Source organism: Sinobaca sp. H24 (genome assembly GCF_023845525.1).
The window spans coordinates 1-22,732 of record NZ_JALBWT010000027.1 but is presented as its reverse complement, the minus strand read 5'-3'; the positions used below and the strand labels follow the sequence as shown (position 1 = coordinate 22,732).

Genomic DNA, 22,732 nt, shown 5'->3' with positions numbered 1-22,732 from the left:
GATAATATTAGAACGTCAACGCTTATTTTTCAATAATTGATCAGGTGAAAATAAGATACAAAAGATAGATACCGTTGCCGATAAGAAGCACTCCTTTTAAAACGACGGTCGCAAGAAAACCAGCAAGCGACCCTGCCCCAATGCGGCCGAGTTTCTGCCATGATTTTTCTCCAGAGATGATTTCACCAATGATTGCACCTGCCACTGCACCGATCAGCACACCAACAATAGGGATGATAAAGGGTCCTACTATTAAACCTATGATACTTCCCCAAGTCGCTGCTTTCGACCCTCCGGTTCGTTCTATTCCATAATACTGCACGGCATAGTCAATAATGAACAACAGCGCCGCAATAATAATCTGGCTTATCCAAAACCAGGCAGACAGCGTACTGAACCCCTCGGCTGCAGCAATCAAAACAACGGCAGCAATATAAAAGATCCCTCCGGGTACGATCGGATAAATTAATGCCGCCAAAGCAAGCGCATATGCAATAAAGGCTAGTGTATAAAAGATAAAGTCCATTTTTTCCTCCTTTTAAAAACGCCCGCTGCTTTTGAATGGGCAGCGGGCGCAGACATTTGTATATATCATACGATATTAATCACGTTCGTGTAAAACAGCTTCAGCTATATTCACGCTGTGATCGCCAATTCTTTCCAGGTTGCTGATAATATCTACAAATACAATACCAGCGGATCCGGAGCAGCGTCCTTCGTTCACACGTAAAATATGCTTTTTACGAAGCTTACGTTCCATTTTATCGATTTGTTCCTCCAGCTTGATGACCTCTCTGGCACCTTCATGTGCCTCTTCCATGTTGTCATTTTCTAACGACCTGATAGCTTCCTGCAAAGTTTTAATCGTTAAATCAAACATTTCTTCCATGTCCTGGTAGGCATCTTCAGACATTGTTACTTTGTTTGTCATCTGATAATCCACCAGTTCCATCACGTTTTCCATATGATCTCCTACACGTTCAATATCCCGTACTGTATCCATCAGCATCGAATGCAGCTTGGAATTTTCATCCGAGAGTGACCGCTGGGAAATCATAATCAAATAATCGGTTATTTTACGGTCCAGATTATTGATTGCTTCTTCAAACTGTACCGTAAGCTCTGCGTGACGTTTGTGATTTGTTTTGAAATTTTATGGGATTCTATCAATCCTTTTTCAGCAAATTCAGCCATCCGCATGGTCTCGGCTTTTGCCTGGCCGAGTGCAAGCCCCGGTGAGCGCTGGATAAAGGAAGGATCCAGATGCTGTGCTTTGTATTCAATCTCTGTATCTTTTCCTGGAATCAGCTTTGTCACAATAATTGCCAGTACTGCTACAAAAGGAAGCTGAATAAGTGTATTCGACACGTTAAAGATACCGTGGGCGAATGCAATGGTCATAGGAGCATTTAAGTTAAGAGCATTCTGAATGCCCCCTATCATTGCCGTATACGGCACAATTAAAATAATAACGATTGTTGCTCCGATCACATTAAAGATAACGTGCGTCAGCGCTGCACGCTTCGCCGCAAGAGAAGCACCTAGCGAGGCGAGAACCGCAGTAATCGTCGTTCCAATGTTATCACCGAACAGCACAGGCATAGCAGCGGCAAGTTCTATAGCACCCTGGTCATAAAGCTCCTGAAGCAGTCCGATAGAAGCGGAGGAGCTCTGCACGGCCACGGTAAACACGGTACCGATTAGTACACCGAGCAGCGGGTTTTCACTTACGCTTATTGTAAGCTCACGGAAAGCCGGAAGCCCTTCAAGCGGCTCTACCCCATCTCCCATTAGAGAAAGACGAAGAAAAGCGCTCCAAATCCAAAAACAGCCTGTCCAATATTGTTCATTTTTTTATTTTTAAAGAAGAAAATCAACACGGTTCCTATGAAAATAATAGGCAGTGCATAGTCTTCAATTTTGATACCAATAATAAAGGCTGTAACCGTTGTACCAATGTTAGCACCCATAATTACACCAATTGCCTGGGAAAGCGTCATAAACCCAGCGTTCACCAGTCCAATCGTAAGCACCGTTGTTCCTGTGCTCGTTTGAATAAGTATTGTTACTACAATTCCGGCCAGCACACCCATAACCGGGTTGCTTGTGAATTTGTCGAGAATATCCCTTAATTTATCCCGGCAATTTTCTGCAGGCCGTCCCCTAAGTATTTAATACCAAATAGGAAAATACCTAATCCCCCAAAAAAAGTAAATAGTATCGTTTGAAGATCCAACACCCTCATCCCTTCGTTTTAAAAATTCCCCTTAGGCAAACCTTCATTAGCGTACTTGTTTAATATTGAGTAAAGATTGAGTTTTTGTAAAGATTATATTACATTTTATTTTATTTTTCTTTTTATGTTTATCTGCCCGATATTGTGGCTTGTTTCTATTTGCGTTAGAATAAGTCTCGCAGGATACAGAGGAGGCAGTATATGTCTATTATTCATCTATTTATAAAAAGCTTGTATTCCCCCTTCACATTGCAAGATTCCGTTTCCAAAAAATAGGAAAAACGATTCTTTACATATTTTTTCTCATGCTGCTGGCAAGTATTCCGGCAAGTATTGCCCTGTCCCAGTCGCTTTCCCAGGTTTCGGATGAACTCGACACCCTTCTGCAGGAGGACGTGCCTGAATTCAGCATCGAAAACGGCCAGCTTATCAGCGAAGCGGAAGGTCCCCAATACATTGGAGAGGGTGAGAATGAATTAGTATTCGACCCAAGCGGCGAGATAACGGCAGCAGAAATGGCTGAAACCAATCAGTCGGCGCTGCTCCAGGAAGAAGTAGTCATAGGAAGCGGAGCCGAGAGCCAGGTTTATTCTTACAGCCAGGCGGGCAATATTTCTTTTACAAAACAAGAGCTTTCCAACCTGGCTTCATCATTGCAGGATGTACTCTATATTTTAATTCCTGTTGCGGTTATCGGCTTGTACTTACTCAATACCACGCTGAAATTTGTGGCATCTTTGCCTTGTCCGTGTTCGGTTTGATGATCCGAAAGGCCTCGCCTATTCCTTTGCCTTACCGATTTATCTGGACTATGAGTGCTTTTGCTGTCACGCTTCCAACGATAGCCACTGCTTTTTTGGATCTGCTTCCTTTTCAAATCCCGGTCGGCTTCACGATTTACTGGCTGCTGGCATTCTTTATGCTCTATAAAGCCTATCGTTCCCTTCCGGTACCAAAGAAAAGCAGCAGTTCGGCTTAACGCCGTTCTGCTGCTTTTTTTATGAAGATGTCTGGGAAGCTTCTTCTGTTGTTCTTACCAAAATTCTTGTGCCGTCAGCAGATACCACTTCAATTTCAACTCCGGTTTTTATCCACTGGCCGCCGCTTGTGGCGCTGTACCGCTCTCCCTCTACTTCGATCGTCCCTGATGGCCGGAAATCAGTAAGGGCCTTTCCTTTTTTCCCAATCAGCTCTTTGTAGGATTCATTCATGGAATTATAGCCGGATTCGCTGCTGAGTTTATCTTTAAGCGTAAGCTTGTCCCAAAGGCCTCTTCTTGGGAACACTTTCAAAAATACAAGTGCTCCGATAATACCTAACAGAAAGCCGAATACTGCCAGCACTCCGTATAAAATGCCCGGAGTAGGCACAGCCACACTTAAACTCATCAAAATGATACCGATAACTCCAAACGTTCCGTCCCCTGTTACTTTGCCATCAAAAATAATGAGCATTAATCCGCCGGCATATAGAGCTAAGATCCAAATGCTGGCTGCCCCTTCAATATGATGGGCAAAATATAAAGTAATAAAGGCAAGCCCCAAGATAGCGAATAAACCCTTTGTTTTCACCAGCAGTTCACCTATAAGAAACAATGTCGCGAGAAAGACGACGATAAAACCGACGCTTGCTTGATCGAGCCATTCCATTCCTTTCAGCTCCTTCGTTTTCATCTGGTTGTCTATATAATACGATTTTACCGTTGTTAGGTTTCAGATTCAATTTATCTCTTCTTTATCTTGGAAATATTTTTAAAATAAGAGGCATTATTTGTCCATTTAACGAATAGCTTTTTCTTTCATACAAAAAAGAGAGTCTTTTTAAAGACTCTCCTATTGCTTTTCAATATTGTTTATTTCTATTTTGTTCAGCTGTTGGATTCTGATTCAGAAGATCCTCCGAAAATCGAATCAATAATACCATTGATAAAATCAAGGAAGCTTGCAAAGAAAGACTGGGTTTCATCGCTGTTTACAAAACTGCCGATATTATCCTGAACCTTGCTGATTTGATCCTGAACCTGTCCCCAGTCGACGTTTAAGTCTTTCATGCGGTCAAACAAGGATACGAGACCGTCCGTCTGCTCTTGAGTCAGCTCAATGTTCATATCCACCGCAATATTTTGGATCAGTACGCGGATATCTTCGGAGCTTTCAATATTCTGTTCACTAATTTCCTGCTTTACTCTAGTGATCAATTCGGTTGCTTCTTCGGTGCCGATGCTCTCACCAAGCTCAGCCGTTTTAACTACTTCCTCGTTGGCTACCTGCTTCTGCTCCTCCGGAATCGATACATCGTTCTGGACTTCATATGCTTTTAAAATACCGGTAAGCGCTCCTGTACCTGACACTTCCATAGGAGCTGTTACATACACTTCAGCATCTTCCACGCCCGCGGTAATCATTGCGTTGGCGTACATTTCTTCAGATATTTTTGTTATGTTGTTTGTTTCTACATCAATCCCGTCCCCGGAACCGGCCGTTGTAATCTTAGCTGAAGAAGAGCTCTCGTTCCAATATCGCGTGCACTCATATAGTCACCGAGATATTCATGTTCCTCTTCATTTGATACCGTAATCGTTTCTACCTGAGCATCGGCATCCATTTCATTTAGCAGCTGATCCCGCTGTTCTGCAGTTAAGTCTCACCAAGTGTAACAATTTCGTCTCCTTCGGCTGAATCAGCGAACGCTCCGGCTGTTGGAAACGTCAGCATAATAGCTGCTGCCATTCCTGCTGCTGTAAATGTTTTTTTCTTGTTCATGGTTTCTCTCCTTTATGATGAAACTTGTTTTTAAGATTCTTTAGTACAGGCAGTTCCACCCTGCCTTTTATATGCTGCAGGAATATTTATATTCCCACCTCATTAGTCGACGCTTTTCATAATTGGTTACACTTCTTCTTTTAAAAAAGATACCAAAACAGCACTTTAAACGGATATGCTTGCCAAACAGATTCAAACGCTGATACAATAACAATGCATAAGATTTGGTTACGATTGGTATGTATTGCAATATACATGCTTCATACTGAACCGAAAAATTTATTAATCTGAAGGGGCGAATGGATACATGAGCCAAATAACGCATCGTTCCAAAACAAGACCAGTAAATGTAGGAAATCTGGTTATTGGCGGAAATGATGAGATCATCATTCAAAGCATGACCACGACGAAAAACACATGACGTAGAAGCAACCGTGAGTGAAATTGACCGATTAGTAGAAGCAGGATGCCAAATCGTCCGCGTAGCATGTCCCGACATGCGTGCGCTGAGGCAATCCCTGAAATAAAGAAACGTATTACTATACGCTGGTAGTAGATATTCATTTCGACTACCGTCTTGCTCTTAAAGCTATTGAAGGCGGTGCAGATAAAATCCGTATCAACCCCGGCAATATTGGAAAACGCGAAAAGGTAGAAGCTGTCGTAAAAGCAGCTAAAGCAAAAGGCATTCCAATTCGTATCGGTGTAAACGCCGGCTCACTTGAAAAGAAAATTCTTGATAAATACGGTTACCCTACCGCAGACGGCATGGTAGAAAGCGCCCTTTATCATATCAGCATTCTCGAAGAACTCGACTTTCATGATATTATCGTATCGATGAAGGCATCGGATGTTCATCTGGCTATTGAAGCCTATGAGAAAGCATCCAAAGCTTTTGATTATCCGCTTCACCTTGGTATTACAGAGTCGGGTACACTCTTTGCCGGAACGGTAAAAAGTGCAGCCGGTCTCGGTGCTATTGTGAATATGGGCATTGGAAACACAATGCGTATCTCTTTAAGCGCAGACCCTGTAGAAGAAATCAAAGTAGGACGTGAACTGCTGAAAACCTACGGTCTGGCAGCAAACGCAGCAACCCTTATCTCCTGCCCTACCTGTGGACGTATTGAAATTGACTTAATCAGCATTGCCAATGATATTGAAGAATATATTTCCACGATTAAAGCACCGATTAAAGTAGCTGTGCTTGGCTGCGCAGTAAACGGTCCTGGTGAAGCTCGTGAAGCCGATATCGGCATTGCCGGTGCACGCGGAGAAGGCCTTCTTTTCCGCCACGGAGAAATCATCCGTAAAGTGCCGGAAGAAACAATGGTAGATGAGTTGAAAAAAGAAGTCGACAAAATTGCAGAAGAGCATTACAAAAAAGAAGCAGAAAAGCAGCTTCTCTTACTAATTAATATTTGGCCCGGCCGGTTTCAGACCGCCCGGGCTTTTTATATGCAAAAACCGCGCATCCATTCACCGGATGCGCGGTTTATTTATGCTGTGACTTTGGACTTAGCCTGACACTCTTCACAATATCCGTAAATCTCGAACTTATGGGAAGTCACGGCAAAATCAGATTCCACGTTCTCTTCCAGCCAGTCCATCGGGCAGGAGTGAATGTGCTTTGTTTTACCGCAGTCAAGGCAGATTAGATGATGATGATGCTGTGAAGTCGCACAGCTGAAACGAAATTTTTTCTCCCCATCCAGCTCTGTCATTTCCAGAATTTCCTTTTCAGCAAACAACGACAAATTCCGGTAGACGGTGTCAAAGCTTACTCCCGGGTAATCTTTCTGAAGCTCTACGAGTACATCCTTTGCGGACAAATACCGCTTTTCTTTCGAAAACAGTTCGAGCATCTGCTCCCGTTTGCCTGTATATTTAAATCCATCGTTTTTTAATTGTTCCAACGCCTGTTCAACGTTCATGCAAATCTCTCCCTTTTTCTCATAGACTTCAGCCGTTTTCCTGCTAATACCGCCAGCAGAAGAAAAGCGGAAAGAACAACAATCATGCCTCCGGTGGCAATATTAAACTGATATGAAAAATAAACACCGGCCAGAACGGCTGCTTCTCCGAACAATACACTGAACAAAAGCAGCTTTTTAAAACTTTTAGCTACGTGCAGTGAAGCTGCGACCGGTAGTGCAATTAATGCCCCTACTAATAATATACCTACTACCTTCATAGACATAGAGATGACAAGCGCAATTAATAAAGAAAATAAAAAGTTAATTCTTTTTAACGGGATACCCGACACTTTGGCAAACTCCTGATCAAAAGAGACAGAAACGAACTCTTTAAAGAAAACAGCGAGCAGAATAATGACTAGACCCGCGGTCGCAATAATAAACCAGAGGTCTTCCATCCGCACAGAAACAATACTTCCGAAAAGATATTCGTACCATTCTGTATAGCCGCTTCCTGAAGCGCTCATAATAACTGCGCTCAGCCCGACTCCGGCTGATAAAATAATAGGGGCCGCAAGCTCTTGAAAACGATCATATATCTGGCGGAGCTTTTCAATTAACAGGGAACCGATCAGCGCAAACAAGAACCCGGTGTATAATGGATTAATATCCGTGACTGTCCAAAGCTGTCCCATCGCCTGCGGAGATACCAGTCAGGGTAACGTGGGAAAGCGACTCTGATATAATAGTTGACCGCCTTACAGCAAGAAAAGCCCCAACCATAGGAGCAATAGCCCCTACCAGCAAAGCGGCTATGATTCCACGTTCTATAAATGACAACTCTAACATGACATCAACTCTTCTATACGTATATTTTACAAGAAATAAACCAATGCGACAATTGATATGCTAGGCTTTTTTCCATTCCAGTGCTTTTCGTCCGCGTAATTTTCGAATGCCCATGCCTGCTGCTTTCCTGCTTGCTATAACAAGCAGTAAAATGCTGAGGGCAATAAGCACAATCATTCCTCCCGGTGCCACGTTCAAATAAAAGGCAGAAACCAATCCGCTTATAACAGATATCTCCCCAATAATAATAGAGTATATAAACATCTGCTTAAAGCTTTTGGATAACTGAATGGCGGCTGCGACCGGCAGTGTAACCAAGGCAGATACAAGTAAAATACCGACAATTCTCATAGAGGATGCAATGACAAGCGCCGTCATAATAATAAATAAGAAGTTCAGCCATTTATATGGTATTCCACTCACCCGTGCCTGCTCTTCATCAAAAGCCAAAAACAACAATTCTTTATAAAATAAAAGCAGCAGCACGGTTACTGCCACGAGTACCGCAGTAATAGCCGTTAAATCAGCGCTGGTCACAGCAAGTACGCTTCCAAATAAATAGTTGAATAAATCATTGTTAAATCCATCGGCAAGAGAAATAAACACGACTCCGAGCCCTATACCGGAAGACAAAATAATGGGCACCGCAATTTCCTGGTAATGCTTGTATACGTGACGCAGCTTTTCCATTAAAATTGAGCCGCCTACAGAAAATGCCATTCCCATATATAATGGATTGAGTGCCTGCAGAAATACCACACTCTGACTGAGCAGCAGATGAAATGCAATACCTGTCAGTGTAATATGAGATAACGCATCTGTCACGAGCGCCATACGGCGGACCACAATAAATACGCCCAGTACAGGAGCCAGAAATCCAATAATAATGCCTGCGAAAAATGCATTACGCAAAAATTCATAGTGAAAAAACAGATCAAACATTTAGTGGCTGCCTCCTCCATGTTCGTGGTTAGGAGATGCACGTCATGACCATATAAAGAAGACATGTCACTTTCTTCAAAATCTTTTGTGCTGCCGTGAAAATGCAGGCTTTTGTTTAGGCAGGCTACTTTTGTTACATAGCTCGTCATTGCTCCGACATCGTGTGTTATGAGCAGAAGCGTTATGCCCCTTTCTTTGTTCAAATGGCTGAGCAGCTCATAAAATGCCTGTACAGAAGCTGCATCTACACCGACAGTAGGTTCATCTAAAATGAGTATCTCCGGATCACTGACAAGGGCTCTCGCTATGAAAACCCGCTGCTGCTGGCCACCGGAAAGCTCGCCTATATTCCTATCTTTAAATTCCAGCATGCCGACACTGGAAAGTGTTTGTTTGATTTTTTCTTTATCCGACTTTTTCAGGAAACGAAATAAACCAATCTTTCCGTATAGTCCCATAGACACAACCTCAAATACAGTAGCCGGAAAGCCACTGTTAAAGCTGTTTGCTTTTTGGGATACATAACCTATTTGATCCCAGGCTTTAAATTTTCTTAAAGGAACGCCAAACAGATTTACCGTTCCCTCTGCCGGCGGCAGCAGTCCCAGCAGGATTTTGACAAGTGTGGACTTTCCGGATCCATTCGGACCTACCAGGCCGAGAAAATCCCCTTTTTAATTTGCAGCGTAACATGTTCAAGAACAGGCTGGCTTGCATAATGAAAAGATACTTGATTAACAGAAAGAATAGTAGATAGTGGTGAAACTGTTTTATTCATCTGGAGGCTCCTCCCCCTTTTAGTTCATAATCGTCTGTTAAGAATCATTACGATTTGACTAATCAAGTATACAGGAGGAAATGAGAGATGTAAATATTCGCTGCTTCCTGTCATACTATACCTATATGAAGAAAAAGGAGACAATATAATGCTGAAAAAAATAGCTGTAATTGATATAGGGTCCAACTCCATTCGAATGGTTATCCACGGAATGAACGGAAAACGAGGCCTGCGGAATTACATAATGTCAAAGAAGTGGCCCGGCTGAGCTCCCACATGGACCAGAAAAATAATTTAACGGATGAAGGCTTCAGCATTCTTCGTTCTGTCCTTCTCCGTTTTCAGGAAGTGATTGATTTTCACAAAGTTGAAACCGTCCAGGCGGCTGCCACTGCAGCTATTCGAAATGCGTCCAACTGCAAGGAAATCATTCAGTTTATAACAGATGAAACGAACATGCCGGTCCGGGTTCTCAGCGGAGAGGAGGAAGCCTACTACGGTTTCCTTGCAGTACAGCAGTCTACTTTCTTAAATGACGGCATCACTGTTGATATCGGCGGCGGCAGTACAGAAATCACATTGTTTCAAAACAAGAAGATTATTCACTCCCACAGCTTTCCGTTTGGTGCTTTAACCTTGAAAAAAGAGTTTGTAGACTCTTATAAAAAAGAACATAAAGCATTAGACGCCATTAAGGAAAAAGCGAAAAGTGAGTTTAAAACTCTCCCCTGGCTTCTTTCTACTAAGGACCTTCCCATCGTTGGAATAGGCGGAAGTGCCCGTAACCTGTCCTTAATTCATCAGGCATCTATCGATTATCCGCTCTCCGGTCTGCATCAATACACCATGAATCCGGACGATATGGAGTCAGTCATTTCACTTCTATCCGATACGCCGGAAGAAAAACGCGACTCTATCGAGGGGTTATCAAAAGACCGGTCTGATACTATTCTGCCTGCAGCTGTAATTATACAATCGCTTATCGAGTACACCAGCTCTCCTTATTTTTTAATGAGTAATAAAGGGCTTCGTGACGGCTTATTAATGGAAGAAATGCAGAAAGAGCATCCAGAAATGAAAAATAGAAGTGGAAGAGGAAAGCTTTTATCAGCTGAAAGAAGAATTTGAAGTTAATAACGTCAACGTAGAGCAGGTTGGTTTTATTGCTGACAGCTTATATACACAGCTGCTGCCGCATCTTCCTGAAGAGCTCATTGCCAACGATCAGCAGGAATTACTCCGGAAAAGTGTAAATGTTCTCTATATTGGGGAATATATAAGCTACGAAGCCAGCAGCCAGCATACCTTTTATTTATTAACAAACCGATCCATTGACGGCATTTCCCACCAGGATAGAATGGCTATGGCGTTTATCGCTTCTTTTAAATCTAAATCGTGGCTGCAGTCTTTTTCAAAGCCATTCAAACAGCAGATAGACGATAAATTGCTTACACAGTATGAACTGCTGGGCAGTATATTAAAGCTTGGATATGCTTTGAATCGTACGAATCGAACGTTATTGACCGGCTTGAGGTACAAAACGAGCGCAAAGAACTACACTTCACTTTTTACAGTTCTAAAGACATCTCCCCTGTATTTGAAATGATGAAAAGCGAAAAGCATAAAAAGCATTTAGAAAAAGTACTTGATCGTTCGATCACTCTTCACTTTTTGTAATAAAACATTCATACGGGATTTACATTGCTGTGCTAATGTTTGGTCTGGAGCCTTCTTTACACTTATTGGATAAATAATAAAGAAGAGCCGTCGCAGAAAGGAAGATCAGCCTATGACACCCCCTAAAAAGCAATCTATTGACTTCAGCTCTCCCGCTTACTACAACAACAGGGAATTGAGCTGGCTCTCTTTTAATGAAAGAGTCCTCCAGGAAGCGATTGACAACAGAACTCCTCTTCTGGAGCGACTCAAGTTTCTTGCTATATTCAGCTCCAATTTAGATGAATTCTTCTCTGTTCGGGTAGCCGGATTGAAAGATCAGGTAAAAGCCGGCTACAATCGTCCTGAAAATAAAGCCGGGCTTACGCCAAAGCAGCAGCTCGCAGCGATTACAAAACGAACGGGCGCACTCGTTCAGAAACAAGATAGCTTCTTTACAGAGAAAATTCTTCCGCTTCTCGACAAGGAAGGTATTCAAATACTGAGCGTTCAAGAGCTGAACAACCGCCAGCAGACCTATGTGGAAAATTACTTCCGCAGCTACGTCTTTCCCGTTTTAACCCCTATGGCGGTTGACAGCTCCAGACCATTTCCTATGCTTTTAAACAAATCGCTTCATTTAGCCGTGAGGCTTCAGCATAAACGACGATGAACAGGCGGAAAGTTTTGCTATCGTGCAAATACCTGCAGTCCTTTCAAGATTTATTGAACTTCCGGCCGCTTCCGGAGAAAGCCGTTTTATGCTGCTGGAGCATTTATTAATGGAGTACATGCCTGAATTATTCAAAGGCTATAATATTATCAGCGTTTCCCCTTTTCGCATTACAAGAAATGCTGATTTAACTATTCACGGAAGAAGGTGCCCGCGATCTCCTTCAGGAAATAGAAAAAGAATTGAAGAAAAGACGCTGGGGGGCTGTCATTCGCCTGGAATACCAAAAAGGGCTGATGGATGAGAAAACCCTTCGTTACCTTATACAGACTCTTCACGTACATGAGGACGATGTGTACAGAACCACCGGTCCGCTGGATCTATCCTTTCTTTTTGCATTGTATTCAAATTTATCCGAGGAACGAGAACACCTTGTCGATGAAACACTCATTCCTCAAACACCGGAAGATCTTATCGATGAACCGGATATTTTTGAAGCTATCGAAAAGAAGGATATCTTTTTCATCACCCTTATGAATCATTCCAGCCGATTGTAGATTTCATTACGGCCGCTGCCCATCATCCTGAAGTTCTTGCTATTAAACAGACGCTTTACAGAGTCAGTGGGGACTCTCCAATCATTAAAGCCCTGCTCGAAGCAGCTGACAATGGGAAACAGGTTACGGTACTAGTGGAACTTAAAGCGCTTTGATGAAGAAAACAATATTATTTGGGCCAAGAAACTGGAAAAAGCCGGCGCCCATGTTATTTTCGGCGTCAGCGGCTTAAAACGCACAGCAAAATTACGCTCGTCGTTAAAGAGCACAAAGGTAAAATCAAGCGTTACGTTCATTTAGGTACGGGAAATTATAACGACTCGACCGCTAAACTATATACCGATATGGGCATTCTTACGATGAATACAGCCTTTGGAGAGGATGCCACAAACTTTTTCAACCATATCAGCGGGTTCACCAAAAAACCTAAATGGAATCAATTATCTACAGCGCCGACAGACCTGCGTGATGATCTTCTCTCTTTAATCGATGAGGAAATCAACTACCAGAAAAAGCATGGAGACGGTCGGATTATTGCGAAAATGAATTCGCTGACGGATAAGCCGCTTATCCTAAAACTTTATGAAGCCTCAGCAGCGGGAGTTAAAATTGATCTGATTATTCGTGGTATCTGCTGCTTAAAGCCAGGCATAAAAGAGGTCAGTGAAAATATTCATGTGATCAGCATCATTGGAAGGTTTCTGGAGCATTCCCGTATATTCTATTTCCATTCCATAAAGAAGAAAAGGTTTACTTATCTTCAGCTGACTGGATGACAAGAAATATGGATAAACGCATTGAAATTATGTTTCCTGTTTTTTCATTACCTATTAAAAAAACGCTTAAAAAAAATACTTGAAACGTATTTAAAAGACAATGTAAAAGCAAGATATCAAGATAATACAGGCGCATATCACTATGTCAAATCGGATCACAAACCCGTAAACAGCCAGCTGATATTCCATGACTGGGCATCGCGTTTTGTTGATTCGGACGGAGAATAACTATGTACAACAAAAGCGCACCGGCTTTTTATGCGGCGCGCTTTTTTTTATTCCGTGGCAACCAGTTCCATGTCTTTTGCTTTTTCCTGTATTTCCACTGCGTACCAGCTCTTGGCATCACCGTTTTCTTTCATATAGGTATTCATTCCTGCGATACCCCGGTGATAAGCTGTTAACGCTTTATTCCAGTCTCCATCATATTTATTATGCAGATGATCGAGATATTCTACGGATAATCGCATAGAATAATAAGGATTATAGAGAAATTCCTTCTCATAATCAATGTCTGCCATATCTGCAATCCACGGTCCGGTATTGGTCATAAATTGTGCCATACCGTAAGCCCGGCCGTATCTTGTTTCTGGACCTACCAGATCAGGATCAAATGTTTCGCCTGTCTCGACGCTGAGCAGCTCGTATACGATGGCCGGGTCAATGTCTTTATCATTTGCATGATAGGACATAAACACTCCCCATTCTTTATTAAAAAGACCATCGCTTTTTTCATAAAAGTTTTCCGCTTCGTCCTCCGCCGCCTTCCACTCTTGATAAGTTATCTCGCTGCTGATTGGACGGAGTACCTCTGGAAATACTTCTTCTGCTTCTATTTTTTCTGTACGTTCCAGGCTTTCCTGCTTTTCATCCAACATGTCTAAATGCTGATGCACCTGCTCTTTTTCTATTCCACTGAGCATGAACAAAAATGGGATCGTTAGTATCGAAAGTTCACTCGTTACGTTCACGGTAAAGCCCCCTATTTTTCGCCTTGCTGCTTTTGGCTTCGGTTTCTTTCTCACGCTATAAGGTTTTACCGGATATCATAAGAAAAGTCAAGGGTGCCGCTGGAGCCCCTTGACTTTATTTTCCCTTTTATACCCCCGTCACGTTTACTGCCTCATGACTTCGACTTTTAAATTTTCATTAAAGCTCTGTTTGGATAACATCTGAATTTCATGGTAGTACGGCGGTTTTTTATCTTTTTTCTCTTCACCAACATACGGCGTTTCCAAAATCTTTGGAATATCTTTAAATCTCTCGTGGTGAACAATTCGGTTCAAAGCTTCAAAGCCAATATAGCCAAAACCGATATTTTCATGGCGATCCTTGTGGGCGCCAATATCGTTTTTGCTGTCATTAATATGGAGCACTTTCAAACGATCCAGACCAATCAGACGGTCAAATGATTCCAATACACCATCAAGATCATTAATAATATCATAGCCCGCATCATGAACGTGGCACGTATCAAAGCAGACCGACAATTTATCATTATGATGCACCCCATCAAAAATTGCCGCCAGTTCTTCAAATGTTCTTCCACATTCCGAGCCTTTACCGGCCATTGTTTCAAGCGCAATCTGCACGTTCTGATCCGGAACAATAACTTCGTTAAGTCCTTCAATAATTTTCTTAATGCCTTCGTCCGGACCTGCTCCGACGTGGGCGCCCGGATGCAGAACAATCTGTTTTGCGCCTAGTGCTTCGGTCCGCTGTATTTCAGAGGTGAGAAAATCAACGCCGAGCTGGAACGTTTCCGGCTTGGTCGTGTTGCCAATGTTAATAATATAAGGCGCATGGACGACTACTTCTTTAATACCGTTTTCCTGCATATGCTTTGCGCCTTCTTCAATCTGCAGATCTTCAATTGCTTTGCGGCGGGTATTCTGCGGAGCTCCTGTGTATATCATCATCGCCGTAGCATTGTAAGATGCGGCTTCTTCACTCGAACCTAGCAGCATTTTCTTACCGCTCATCGAAACGTGGGATCCTAGTAGCATGTAGGGTCTTCTCCTTTATCAGCGCTTATCTTTGCGTTTATTTAATCTTTTCTCCCGTGTCTGCTGGTGGCTTAGCTCCTGTTGAGCTTTTTTCTTGTAGCCAGGCTTCACATTTTTTGGTTTTGGTTTTTTGGGAAGGGACTGCTGGTCCGGCTTTTTAGAAGCCGCACGGAAGCTTTTCCGATCCACCGTTTTTACGAATTCTCCCTTGCGAAGCTCAACTAATTCGCATTTTATTCCTTTTTTCTCAAGCTTTTGAAGAGAGGCCAGCTCATCTTTTTCAATGAGAGTATAGGCTTCTCCACTCAGACCGGCACGGCCTGAACGGCCGATACGATGGACATAATATTCCAGGTCAGTAGGCAGGGTATGGTTAATAATATGCGTAATGCCTGGAATATCAACACCGCGTGCAGCCAAATCAGTGGCTACCAGATACTGCACTTCAAGACTGTGCACACGACGCATGACCTGCTTTCTTTCTCTCGGTGACAAGCCTCCGTGAAGAACGTCCGCATTCAATCCTTTTTCAAGGAAAGCCGCATGCACCTCATCCGCTTCTTCTTTCTTGTTAGCAAATACAATCGCTAGATACGGCTGAATGGAGGAGGCAATACGTACCGTCTCTTGCGTGCGGTCTTTATGCTTAAGAGGCAGAAAGTAATGATTGATCTCTCTTGGTGCCGCTGATTTAGGATCAATATGCACATGTTTTGGATTGGTCATATATTTTTTCAAAAAGGGCTGCAGTGATTCTGGAATCGTTGCAGAAAAAACCATCATCTGCAGAGTGTCCGGCATTAACGCAGCGACCGGATCGATGTCTTCAATAAATCCCATATCAAGCATTTGGTCCGCTTCATCAATAACAAGCATTTTCACGCGTGAATATCGATGGACTGGGTCTTCACCATGTCACGCAAACGTCCCGGAGAGGCAACGATAATGTGAGGCGTGTTCTGAAGTTTCTATATCGCGTTTACGATCAGATCCTCCAACAACACGCTGCGAGGTGATAACCTGACCTTCCGGCTGTTCGGCAAGCAGTCCCTTCAGCACTTTATTAATTTGTTCCACTAATTCTCTTGTCGGCGCAGTGATAACGGCCTGGACTTCTTTTACGTCAGGCTCTATTCTTGCTATGATGGGCAGAAGAAATGCCAGGTTTTCCCGGATCCTGTCTGGGACTGCCCAATGACATCCTTGCCATTTATAACAGCTGGAATCAGCCTTTCCTGAATGTCTGTAGGAGAATTTAATTTCTGTTTCTCCAGTGCCTCTATTAAAAAAGCAGGCAGTTTGTATTGCTCAAAAGCTTTCATATTCATGTTTGTTCCTCCGTCTTTGATTACCCTGAGGGTATCCTATTGAACCGACCCCTATTTTATCACAAACTGCGCTTCTTCACAGGGTTCCTGTCCATATTCTCTACTTCGTCCTGCTTTTCATTTTATGAGGAAGCTAGTATACTGTAAGTGACATGCTAAATGCATGCAGCACACTGTCCCAAGATAACAGCCGGATAGAGTAACGGAAGTATGTTTCAGAGGAGGCAGTTATGGAAGTATTAAAAATTTCACCCCGCGGTTATTGCTACGGAGTGGTTGACGCGATGGTGATGGCACGACAGGCTGCAAGCAACCTGGACCTGCCGCGCCCCATCTATATCCTGGGAATGATCGTTCACAACAAGCATGTTACAGATGCATTTGAAGAAGATGGCATCATTTCACTCGACGGAGAAAACGTGTAGAAATCTTAAAACAGGTAGATCATGGTACCGTTATTTTCACGGCACACGGCGTATCACCTGAAGTACGCCAGATTGCTCAGGAAAGAGGGCTCACAACTGTCGATGCCACCTGCCCTGATGTTACAAGAACGCATGACTTGATCCGCGCTAAGCGTGATGAAGGCTACGATATTATTTATGTAGGCAAAAAAGGACACCCGAGCCTGAAGGCGCTATTGGCGTTGCTCCTGACGTAGTCACCTGGTGGAAACGCTGGATGACGTAGAGAATCTCAATATTCAATCTGAAAAAATTATTATTACCAATCAGACGACCATGAGTCAGTGGGATGTTTCCGATATTATGAATCGTGCGATGGAAAAATATCCTAAAGCTTCGATTCATAACGAAATCTGCATGGCCACACAGGTCCGGCAGGAAGCCGTAGCTGAGCAGGCAAGCCAAACAGAACTTGTGCTTGTCGTTGGAGATCCGAAAAGTAACAACTCCAACCGCCTTGCCCAGGTTTCCGAACAAATTGCCAACACCCCGGCTTATCGTATCTCTGATATCAGCGAGCTGCAGCTGAGCTGGCTTCACGGCATTAAAAAAATAGGTGTTACATCCGGTGCCTCTACCCCTACCCCTATTACGAAAGAGGTCATTACCTTTTTACAGCAGTACGACGAAAACGATCCAACCATGGAAAACAGAGAAAAAAGTAGAAGGATCAAAAATTCTTCCTAAAGTAAAAGCGAAAAAATAAAGAGGCCATTTGGCCTCTTTTTTTATATGAATGAAAACGGCTCTGTGGATACTTCGGAAGCCACCCATTCAACGTCCTCTATTCGTTTATCATTTAACTCATCCATATAACGCTTCGTCCCGGCTTTCATAATTTTTTCTACATTATGTCCCGGATCTATCATATTGAGGCCGTCCAGCATTGCATCATGTGCAGTATGATAATAAATATCTCCTGTTAAATAAATATCTGCCTTTTTGAGAAGCGCCTGTTTCCAGTACTTATTCCCGTCCCCGCCCAGAAGGGCCACTTTCCGGACTTTTTTATTACGGTCTCCTGCTATACGAACTGCCGGAACATCAAATCGTTCCTTCACATAGTCTGCAAAAGCCTCTATCGTCATCTCATCCTGCAAAAATCCTATTCTTCCCAGCCCCAGTTCTCTGCCTTTTACATCTAATGAATAAACATCATAGGCCGGTTCCTCGTAAGGATGAGCATCAAGCATTGCTCGTTTTGCGCGATTTAGATTAGATTCAGATACGATCGTTTCGATCCGCATTTCCTTCACGTATTCCTGACGCCCGGATTCTCCAATATATGGGTCTGCATCAGTTTCCGGCATGAACGTACCTGTCCCTTCTACAAAAAAGCTGCAGTGGCTGTAGTCTCCTAAACTTCCGGCTCCGGCATCTCCGATGGCTTTACGGATAGCGGAAGCGTGGGAATCTGGAGCAAAGACGACAATCTTTTTCATTTTCTCTGTCTGGGTTGGGGCCAGTACTTCCACATCTTTAAGTCCCAGAGCGTCTGCCATCATGTCGTTTACTCCTCCAGGCGCGATATCCAGGTTTTGTGAGCTGCGTATACAGCAATATCATTTTTAATACATTTTTCAATCAGCGGCCCCTGGCCATGATCTGTATTAATCTCCGTCAGGGGACGGAAAATGAGGGGATGATGCGCAATAATCAGCTCGGCTCCGGCAGATATAGCTTCCTCGATCACCTTGTCCGTGACATCCAATGCGACCAGCACCCTGCTTACCGGTTTATGGAGCGTACCTACCATCAGCCCGACTCGGTCTCCATCGACAGCGTAAGCACGTGGAGACCATTCTTCAAATACATCAATAATCGTTTGGCCGTTTACTTCTTTTTTCATGAGAATACCTCCTTATACCAGTTCTGCTTTTGCTGCAGGAGTTGTTTTTTACTCTGAACGTGTTCCTTGTTTTCAGCCTTGTCTACCTGCATGCTGATCGATTCCCAGTTTTCTTTTTCCCTTTTCCACTGGTTTATAAAAGCTGTTCCTTTTTTTTCAGCAAGAAACGGACCAAATAACAATGCCGCTCCTCTGCTTATACCTATCTGCCGGTATGGCTTTTCAGGGTCTCCTTTTTTAGCAGAAAGAATTTCATAATAATGGTTTTCTTCTTCTATCATACATTCATCCGTAAGCTCCCATCCGTTATTCAAAAGCCATTGCCGGACTTCCACAGCAGCTACATTCGGTTGAAGAATGAGCTGGGACGGCAGCTCATTTATCAGCTCTTTTCCCTCTTCCAAAATGGAAGCAATTAAAGGACCTCCCATTCCGGCTATCATGATAGTATCGATGGGATCCTCTTTTTTCAGTACAGACACACCGCTTCCCATACGAAGTTCAATTTGATCCTCCATTCCGTATTTTTCAATGTTTGTTCTGGCGGCCGCGAGCGGCCCCTCCCGCAGGTCAGCAGCCACAGCTTTTCTGGACGTATTCTGTCCGCATAAATAAATAGGCAGAATGCCGTGATCGGTTCCGATATCAGCTACGTTAGCTTTCTGTTCTACAAATGCTGCAATCGCAGCAAGCCTTTTAGATATTGTTATATTAGGCATATTGGCTTTCCTTTCTATGTATAAGTCCTTCGTTATCGTACCATATTCACCACTTTTCCCGGCACAAAAAAACAAAAAGAAGGCTTCCCCTCTTTTTGTTTTATTCTTCGAGCGACATTAAGTACTCTGCTATTGCATCGCCCTCTTCAGCATTGGCTGCAATGCCGCCTGGCATATCTCCTATACCTTCCTGGGCAATAGTAGAAATTTCTTCAGCCGAAAAATTAGACCCTGCATCATTTATTGCCGGGTACTCTCCCTGTCCCTCCAGATTCTCGCCGTGGCAGGAAATACAGTTTTCAGCAACCAGCTCTTCGCCATAAGCTACTGGATCTTCATCAATGGAAGCTTCTCCCGTTTCTTCTGCTTCTCTTTCTGCCTGCTGGTTCAATCCAATAAAGGATAGTCCCAGTGTTAAAAGGAGACCAACTACAGCGATTAATAAAAATGGAATAAGCGGTTTTCTTTTCACACACTCTCCCCCTCTTCACTATGTATCAAATCATGTATACGTATTCTTTTATATTTTACTTTATATTGAACAATTAAAAAAGGCTAAAACCAATATTTATGATAGCGAATACATAAAGAAGAGGGAGGCTGCCGAAAACGCAGCCTCCCGGCCTTAAAAATAGTCGTCTGGCTATCTGAATTATTCTTCCGTTTCCAGCCATTCATCGACGGTATCACGATTTTCATCAATCCATTTTTGGGAAGCTTCTTCAGGTTCCATATCATTTTGTGCCACATCAAGCATCACTTGATTCATATCTTCCGGTGTCCAATAGAAGTTATCAAGAATTTGATAGGCTTCCGGGTTGTCTTCTGCAAGTCCTTCTCTTACCATCGTACGTATTTCACCGTCTGCTTCAAATACGCCTTCCGGATCTTCAAGGAATTTCAAATCATACGTATTGAATTTCCAGTGCGGCTGCCAGGCTGTTACGATTACCGGCTCTTCGTTATTAATCTTGCCGCCTAGTTCAGAAGTCATTGCTGCATCCGTACTTGCTAACAGTTCTATGTCGAGGTCGTAAACGTCCAGCGCCTCTTCTGTTGCAAGCATTATTCCCGCCCCAGCATCAATTCCGGTAATATGTTCTGCTGTATCCGTTGTTATGTCTTCAATACTATCAATATCCATATACTCAGGTACGGCAAGCCCTGTTTTGTTTCCTTCCAGATTTGGCCCAAGATCTACCATTTCATCACCATAGCGCTCGTACTCCGCATCCATGTCTGTTGGAAGCCATGCAGCTACAAAACCATCTGCATCTCCATTCGCTACACTGCTCCACATCGGCGACTGATCTACCTGCGTCAACGTTACGTCCTGACCGGCCTCTTCCAGCATAAGTTTAATCACATTGGATGAAGCAATTTCTGATTCCCACGCTACGTAGGTTAAATTGACTTCACCGCCTTCTTCTTCTGCACCCTCTGACTCTTCACTACCTCCGCCGCAGGCAGCCAGTCCTATTGTTAATCCGCCTGCTATTGATAATCCGGCTGTTTTTTTCCAAATGCTGTTCATGTAAATCCCCCTTCGATAAATTCAATTAATTAAAAATAAATTTAATTTTTGATGCAAAAATAAAAGCAAGAACCGTTTTGCTTTCCCCCTTTTTTTCCTGCAGTAAAATATTAGTCTCTTTAATCATACGGTATTTAGTCGAAAAGTCAAAAAAATATAGAATTCCTCATAAAAAAGCCGCCAATTTGGCGGCTTTTCAGCTGTTTATTTAATCAAGAAAATCTTTCAAACGCTTACTCCGGCTTGGATGACGGAGCTTACGAAGGGCTTTGGCTTCAATTTGGCGGATTCTTTCTCTTGTTACACCAAATACTTTACCTACTTCTTCGAGCGTTCTTGTACGTCCATCATCAAGTCCAAAACGCAGCCGAAGAACATTTTCTTCACGGTCTGTGAGCGTATCAAGCACGTCTTCAAGCTGTTCTTTCAAAAGCTCATATGCTGCTGCATCAGACGGCGCCAAGGCCTCCTGGTCTTCAATGAAGTCACCAAGATGAGAATCGTCTTCTTCACCAATTGGCGTTTCAAGAGAAACAGGTTCCTGGGCGATTTTTAAAATTTCTCTTACCTTGTCCGGTGTTAGATCCATTTCTTTGGATACTTCTTCCGGAGAAGGCTCACGTCCAAGGTCCTGAAGCAGCTGACGCTGCACACGGATTAATTTATTGATTGTTTCCACCATGTGCACTGGAATCCGGATGGTTCTGGCCTGGTCGGCAATCGCACGTGTAATGGCTTGTCTGATCCACCATGTCGCATAGGTACTGAATTTATAACCTTTGTTGTAGTCAAACTTCTCTACTGCTTTAATCAGTCCCATATTACCTTCCTGAATCAAATCTAGAAAGAGCATACCGCGGCCGACATAACGCTTGGCAATCGAAACAACAAGACGAAGGTTTGCTTCTGCCAGCCTGCGCTTGGCCTCCTCGTCTCCTTCTTCAATAAGCTTAGCGAGCGACACTTCTTCTTTCGCCGAAAGCAGGTGAACGCGCCCTATTTCTTTTAAATACATACGAACGGGGTCGTTGATCTTAATACCGGGAGGAACGCTTAGGTCATTAAGGTCAAGCTCTTCCTCTTTAGCCACACGATCCATACTCGGAACAACTTCTTCGCCCTCGTTGAGGATATCTACTCCCTGCTCGCCGAGGTATTCAAAAATTCATCCATCTGTTCTGAATCCTGCTCATAAGGGGCAAGCTTCTCAGAAATTTCCGCATAGGATAAATTTCCACGTTTTTTACCTGCTTCTAGTAATTGTTCTTTTACTTGATCGATGGACATATCGCCTTCCGCCAATGGGCGTGTCGGTTTCTCAGCCATTCGATCCCCTCCTTCCGTTCATCTCATTAATACCATTATTTATCTCTATTGTTCATTATTCTAGTGCAGTTGGAATTCGATTCTAGCATATCTCTGCCAGTGGATTCCAATAAACTGCCTGCAAAAAAATAGGGCTATTTTCCTTTATAGTGAGAGAGGAATAGCCTGAAAGAACCGCTGTTTATAATCCTGATGATTTGCGAAGCTCCAACAGCTCCATAGCAAGCCTTAGGGCTGTTTCATAATCTTTTCTTTGTTCTGCTTCTTTGATTTTACGTTCTTTCTCTTTAACTAATACCCTTTCCGGATATCTTTTAATCTGATAGACATAGTCAGACATTTCATTTTCCGATAAATCAGA

At 43.1% G+C, this 22,732-nt stretch carries 22 protein-coding genes and 9 pseudogenes; 10 read left to right on the top strand and 21 right to left on the bottom strand.

Annotated features, from left to right (window positions below):
• Positions 1-40: 40 nt before the first annotated feature.
• Both MMY81_RS24170 and MMY81_RS24165 read right to left on the bottom strand, forming a co-directional pair.
• Positions 41-526: a DUF456 domain-containing protein gene (locus MMY81_RS24170; RefSeq protein ID WP_252314834.1), complete on the bottom strand. Its 486-nt coding sequence runs from the start codon at positions 524-526 to the stop codon at positions 41-43.
• 75 nt (positions 527-601) lie between these two features.
• Positions 602-2,245 (bottom strand): annotated as a pseudogene (locus MMY81_RS24165) (Na/Pi cotransporter family protein).
• Between the two features lie 209 nt (positions 2,246-2,454).
• Here MMY81_RS24165 and MMY81_RS24160 point away from each other — a divergent pair.
• Positions 2,455-3,215 (top strand): annotated as a pseudogene (locus MMY81_RS24160) (DUF1189 domain-containing protein).
• A 19-nt stretch (positions 3,216-3,234) separates the two neighbouring features.
• Here MMY81_RS24160 and MMY81_RS24150 read toward each other — a convergent pair.
• The 3 genes and pseudogenes from MMY81_RS24150 to MMY81_RS34490 form a co-directional block, all read right to left on the bottom strand.
• Positions 3,235-3,885 carry an NfeD family protein gene (locus MMY81_RS24150; protein WP_252314833.1) on the bottom strand — a complete coding sequence of 217 codons (651 nt, stop codon included), beginning with the start codon at positions 3,883-3,885 and terminating at the stop codon, positions 3,235-3,237.
• Positions 3,886-4,103: 218 nt separating this feature from the next.
• Positions 4,104-4,840: pseudogene (locus tag MMY81_RS24145) on the bottom strand (DUF1002 domain-containing protein).
• Positions 4,841-4,872: 32 nt separating this feature from the next.
• Positions 4,873-4,998 (bottom strand): hypothetical protein, encoded by a 126-nt coding sequence (locus MMY81_RS34490; protein ID WP_308215463.1) that lies wholly within the window; start codon positions 4,996-4,998, stop codon positions 4,873-4,875.
• 307 nt (positions 4,999-5,305) lie between these two features.
• On the opposite strand from MMY81_RS34490, the pseudogene ispG reads away from it, so the two are divergent.
• A pseudogene (ispG, locus tag MMY81_RS24140) lies at positions 5,306-6,405 on the top strand (flavodoxin-dependent (E)-4-hydroxy-3-methylbut-2-enyl-diphosphate synthase); the annotation flags it as partial.
• A 92-nt stretch (positions 6,406-6,497) separates the two neighbouring features.
• Here ispG and MMY81_RS24135 read toward each other — a convergent pair.
• The 6 genes from MMY81_RS24135 to MMY81_RS35785 are packed head-to-tail and all read right to left on the bottom strand — an operon-like array spanning position 6,498 to position 9,483.
• On the bottom strand, positions 6,498-6,932 hold the full coding sequence (locus MMY81_RS24135; RefSeq protein ID WP_252314832.1) for a Fur family transcriptional regulator: 435 nt from the start codon (positions 6,930-6,932) through the stop codon (positions 6,498-6,500).
• Positions 6,929-7,609, bottom strand: a complete 681-nt coding sequence (locus MMY81_RS24130) for a metal ABC transporter permease (protein ID WP_252314831.1) — start codon at positions 7,607-7,609, stop codon at positions 6,929-6,931. The genes MMY81_RS24135 and MMY81_RS24130 overlap by 4 nt, the downstream gene beginning before the upstream one ends.
• Positions 7,578-7,763, bottom strand: a complete 186-nt coding sequence (locus tag MMY81_RS24125) for a metal ABC transporter permease (RefSeq protein WP_252314830.1) — start codon at positions 7,761-7,763, stop codon at positions 7,578-7,580. Before MMY81_RS24125 ends, MMY81_RS24130 begins: the two co-directional genes overlap by 32 nt.
• A gap of 60 nt (positions 7,764-7,823) precedes the next feature.
• The gene (locus MMY81_RS24120) at positions 7,824-8,696 is read right to left on the bottom strand and encodes a metal ABC transporter permease (RefSeq protein WP_374562736.1); all 873 of its coding nucleotides are present in this window, start codon (positions 8,694-8,696) and stop codon (positions 7,824-7,826) included.
• Positions 8,585-9,316 (bottom strand): metal ABC transporter ATP-binding protein, encoded by a 732-nt coding sequence (locus MMY81_RS24115; RefSeq protein WP_374562734.1) that lies wholly within the window; start codon positions 9,314-9,316, stop codon positions 8,585-8,587. The genes MMY81_RS24120 and MMY81_RS24115 overlap by 112 nt, the downstream gene beginning before the upstream one ends.
• 38 nt (positions 9,317-9,354) lie before the next feature.
• Positions 9,355-9,483: a hypothetical protein gene (locus MMY81_RS35785; protein ID WP_374562713.1), complete on the bottom strand. Its 129-nt coding sequence runs from the start codon at positions 9,481-9,483 to the stop codon at positions 9,355-9,357.
• Positions 9,484-9,759: 276 nt separating this feature from the next.
• Between MMY81_RS35785 and MMY81_RS24110 the strand changes: the two genes are divergently transcribed.
• The 7 genes and pseudogenes from MMY81_RS24110 (at position 9,760) to MMY81_RS35780 (ending at position 13,373) form a co-directional block, all read left to right on the top strand.
• Positions 9,760-10,611, top strand: a complete 852-nt coding sequence (locus tag MMY81_RS24110; RefSeq protein ID WP_252314828.1) for a Ppx/GppA phosphatase family protein — start codon at positions 9,760-9,762, stop codon at positions 10,609-10,611.
• Positions 10,571-11,089 (top strand): hypothetical protein, encoded by a 519-nt coding sequence (locus tag MMY81_RS24105; RefSeq protein ID WP_252314827.1) that lies wholly within the window; start codon positions 10,571-10,573, stop codon positions 11,087-11,089. The genes MMY81_RS24110 and MMY81_RS24105 overlap by 41 nt, the downstream gene beginning before the upstream one ends.
• A gap of 183 nt (positions 11,090-11,272) precedes the next feature.
• Positions 11,273-11,812 (top strand): polyphosphate kinase, encoded by a 540-nt coding sequence (locus MMY81_RS24100; protein WP_252314826.1) that lies wholly within the window; start codon positions 11,273-11,275, stop codon positions 11,810-11,812.
• 22 nt (positions 11,813-11,834) lie between these two features.
• Entirely contained in the window at positions 11,835-12,116 is a 282-nt protein-coding gene (locus MMY81_RS24095; RefSeq protein ID WP_252314825.1) for a hypothetical protein, read from the top strand.
• Positions 12,055-12,369 carry a hypothetical protein gene (locus MMY81_RS24090; protein WP_252314824.1) on the top strand — a complete coding sequence of 105 codons (315 nt, stop codon included), beginning with the start codon at positions 12,055-12,057 and terminating at the stop codon, positions 12,367-12,369. Before MMY81_RS24095 ends, MMY81_RS24090 begins: the two co-directional genes overlap by 62 nt.
• Positions 12,363-13,228, top strand: a pseudogene (locus MMY81_RS24085) (polyphosphate kinase). Before MMY81_RS24090 ends, MMY81_RS24085 begins: the two are co-directional and overlap by 7 nt.
• Positions 13,167-13,373 carry a hypothetical protein gene (locus MMY81_RS35780; protein WP_374562709.1) on the top strand — a complete coding sequence of 69 codons (207 nt, stop codon included), beginning with the start codon at positions 13,167-13,169 and terminating at the stop codon, positions 13,371-13,373. Before MMY81_RS24085 ends, MMY81_RS35780 begins: the two are co-directional and overlap by 62 nt.
• Positions 13,374-13,420: 47 nt before the next feature.
• Here the strand turns inward: MMY81_RS35780 and MMY81_RS24075 are convergent, their stop codons facing one another.
• From MMY81_RS24075 to MMY81_RS24060, 4 genes and pseudogenes are all read right to left on the bottom strand, one after another.
• On the bottom strand, positions 13,421-14,116 hold the full coding sequence (locus MMY81_RS24075) for a lytic transglycosylase domain-containing protein (RefSeq protein WP_252314823.1): 696 nt from the start codon (positions 14,114-14,116) through the stop codon (positions 13,421-13,423).
• Between the two features lie 144 nt (positions 14,117-14,260).
• Positions 14,261-15,151 (bottom strand): deoxyribonuclease IV, encoded by an 891-nt coding sequence (locus tag MMY81_RS24070; RefSeq protein WP_252314822.1) that lies wholly within the window; start codon positions 15,149-15,151, stop codon positions 14,261-14,263.
• Positions 15,152-15,169: 18 nt separating this feature from the next.
• Positions 15,170-15,877, bottom strand: a complete 708-nt coding sequence (locus tag MMY81_RS24065) for a helicase-related protein (RefSeq protein WP_252314873.1) — start codon at positions 15,875-15,877, stop codon at positions 15,170-15,172.
• Between the two features lie 78 nt (positions 15,878-15,955).
• Positions 15,956-16,473 (bottom strand): annotated as a pseudogene (locus MMY81_RS24060) (DEAD/DEAH box helicase); the annotation flags it as partial.
• Between the two features lie 236 nt (positions 16,474-16,709).
• On the opposite strand from MMY81_RS24060, the pseudogene MMY81_RS24055 reads away from it, so the two are divergent.
• Positions 16,710-17,649, top strand: a pseudogene (locus MMY81_RS24055) (4-hydroxy-3-methylbut-2-enyl diphosphate reductase).
• A gap of 22 nt (positions 17,650-17,671) precedes the next feature.
• Here the strand turns inward: MMY81_RS24055 and MMY81_RS24050 are convergent.
• The 6 genes and pseudogenes from MMY81_RS24050 to MMY81_RS24025 all read right to left on the bottom strand — a co-directional run.
• Positions 17,672-18,792: pseudogene (locus tag MMY81_RS24050) on the bottom strand (Nif3-like dinuclear metal center hexameric protein).
• Positions 18,789-19,511 carry a tRNA (adenine(22)-N(1))-methyltransferase gene (locus MMY81_RS24045; RefSeq protein ID WP_252314821.1) on the bottom strand — a complete coding sequence of 241 codons (723 nt, stop codon included), beginning with the start codon at positions 19,509-19,511 and terminating at the stop codon, positions 18,789-18,791. The pseudogene MMY81_RS24050 and the gene MMY81_RS24045 overlap by 4 nt, the downstream one beginning before the upstream one ends.
• 100 nt (positions 19,512-19,611) lie before the next feature.
• Positions 19,612-19,983: a c-type cytochrome gene (locus tag MMY81_RS24040; RefSeq protein ID WP_252314820.1), complete on the bottom strand. Its 372-nt coding sequence runs from the start codon at positions 19,981-19,983 to the stop codon at positions 19,612-19,614.
• Positions 19,984-20,163: 180 nt separating this feature from the next.
• A complete protein-coding gene (locus MMY81_RS24035; RefSeq protein ID WP_252314819.1) occupies positions 20,164-21,045 on the bottom strand; it encodes a glycine betaine ABC transporter substrate-binding protein in 882 nt (293 codons plus the stop codon).
• 208 nt (positions 21,046-21,253) lie between these two features.
• A pseudogene (gene rpoD / locus MMY81_RS24030) lies at positions 21,254-22,371 on the bottom strand (RNA polymerase sigma factor RpoD).
• 181 nt (positions 22,372-22,552) lie between these two features.
• Positions 22,553-22,732: hypothetical protein (locus MMY81_RS24025; protein ID WP_252314818.1), on the bottom strand; the 180-nt coding region annotated here is incomplete at its 5' end.

What these genes read in the sequence shown, in the direction of transcription:
- MMY81_RS24170 (WP_252314834.1), bottom strand. Translation starts at nt 526, where the DNA reads ATGGACTTTATCTTTTATACACTAGCCTTTATTGCATATGCGCTTGCT.
- MMY81_RS34490 (WP_308215463.1), bottom strand. Translation starts at nt 4,998, where the DNA reads ATGAACAAGAAAAAAACATTTACAGCAGCAGGAATGGCAGCAGCTATT.
- MMY81_RS24110 (WP_252314828.1), top strand. Translation starts at nt 9,760, where the DNA reads ATGGACCAGAAAAATAATTTAACGGATGAAGGCTTCAGCATTCTTCGT.
- MMY81_RS24065 (WP_252314873.1), bottom strand. Translation starts at nt 15,877, where the DNA reads ATGACCAATCCAAAACATGTGCATATTGATCCTAAATCAGCGGCACCA.
- MMY81_RS24100 (WP_252314826.1), top strand. Translation starts at nt 11,273, where the DNA reads ATGACACCCCCTAAAAAGCAATCTATTGACTTCAGCTCTCCCGCTTAC.
- MMY81_RS24150 (WP_252314833.1), bottom strand. Translation starts at nt 3,885, where the DNA reads ATGGAATGGCTCGATCAAGCAAGCGTCGGTTTTATCGTCGTCTTTCTC.
- MMY81_RS24130 (WP_252314831.1), bottom strand. Translation starts at nt 7,609, where the DNA reads ATGGGACAGCTTTGGACAGTCACGGATATTAATCCATTATACACCGGG.
- MMY81_RS24125 (WP_252314830.1), bottom strand. Translation starts at nt 7,763, where the DNA reads ATGTTAGAGTTGTCATTTATAGAACGTGGAATCATAGCCGCTTTGCTG.
- MMY81_RS24045 (WP_252314821.1), bottom strand. Translation starts at nt 19,511, where the DNA reads ATGCCTAATATAACAATATCTAAAAGGCTTGCTGCGATTGCAGCATTT.
- MMY81_RS35785 (WP_374562713.1), bottom strand. Translation starts at nt 9,483, where the DNA reads ATGAATAAAACAGTTTCACCACTATCTACTATTCTTTCTGTTAATCAA.
- MMY81_RS24035 (WP_252314819.1), bottom strand. Translation starts at nt 21,045, where the DNA reads ATGAACAGCATTTGGAAAAAAACAGCCGGATTATCAATAGCAGGCGGA.
- MMY81_RS24070 (WP_252314822.1), bottom strand. Translation starts at nt 15,151, where the DNA reads ATGCTACTAGGATCCCACGTTTCGATGAGCGGTAAGAAAATGCTGCTA.
- MMY81_RS24135 (WP_252314832.1), bottom strand. Translation starts at nt 6,932, where the DNA reads ATGAACGTTGAACAGGCGTTGGAACAATTAAAAAACGATGGATTTAAA.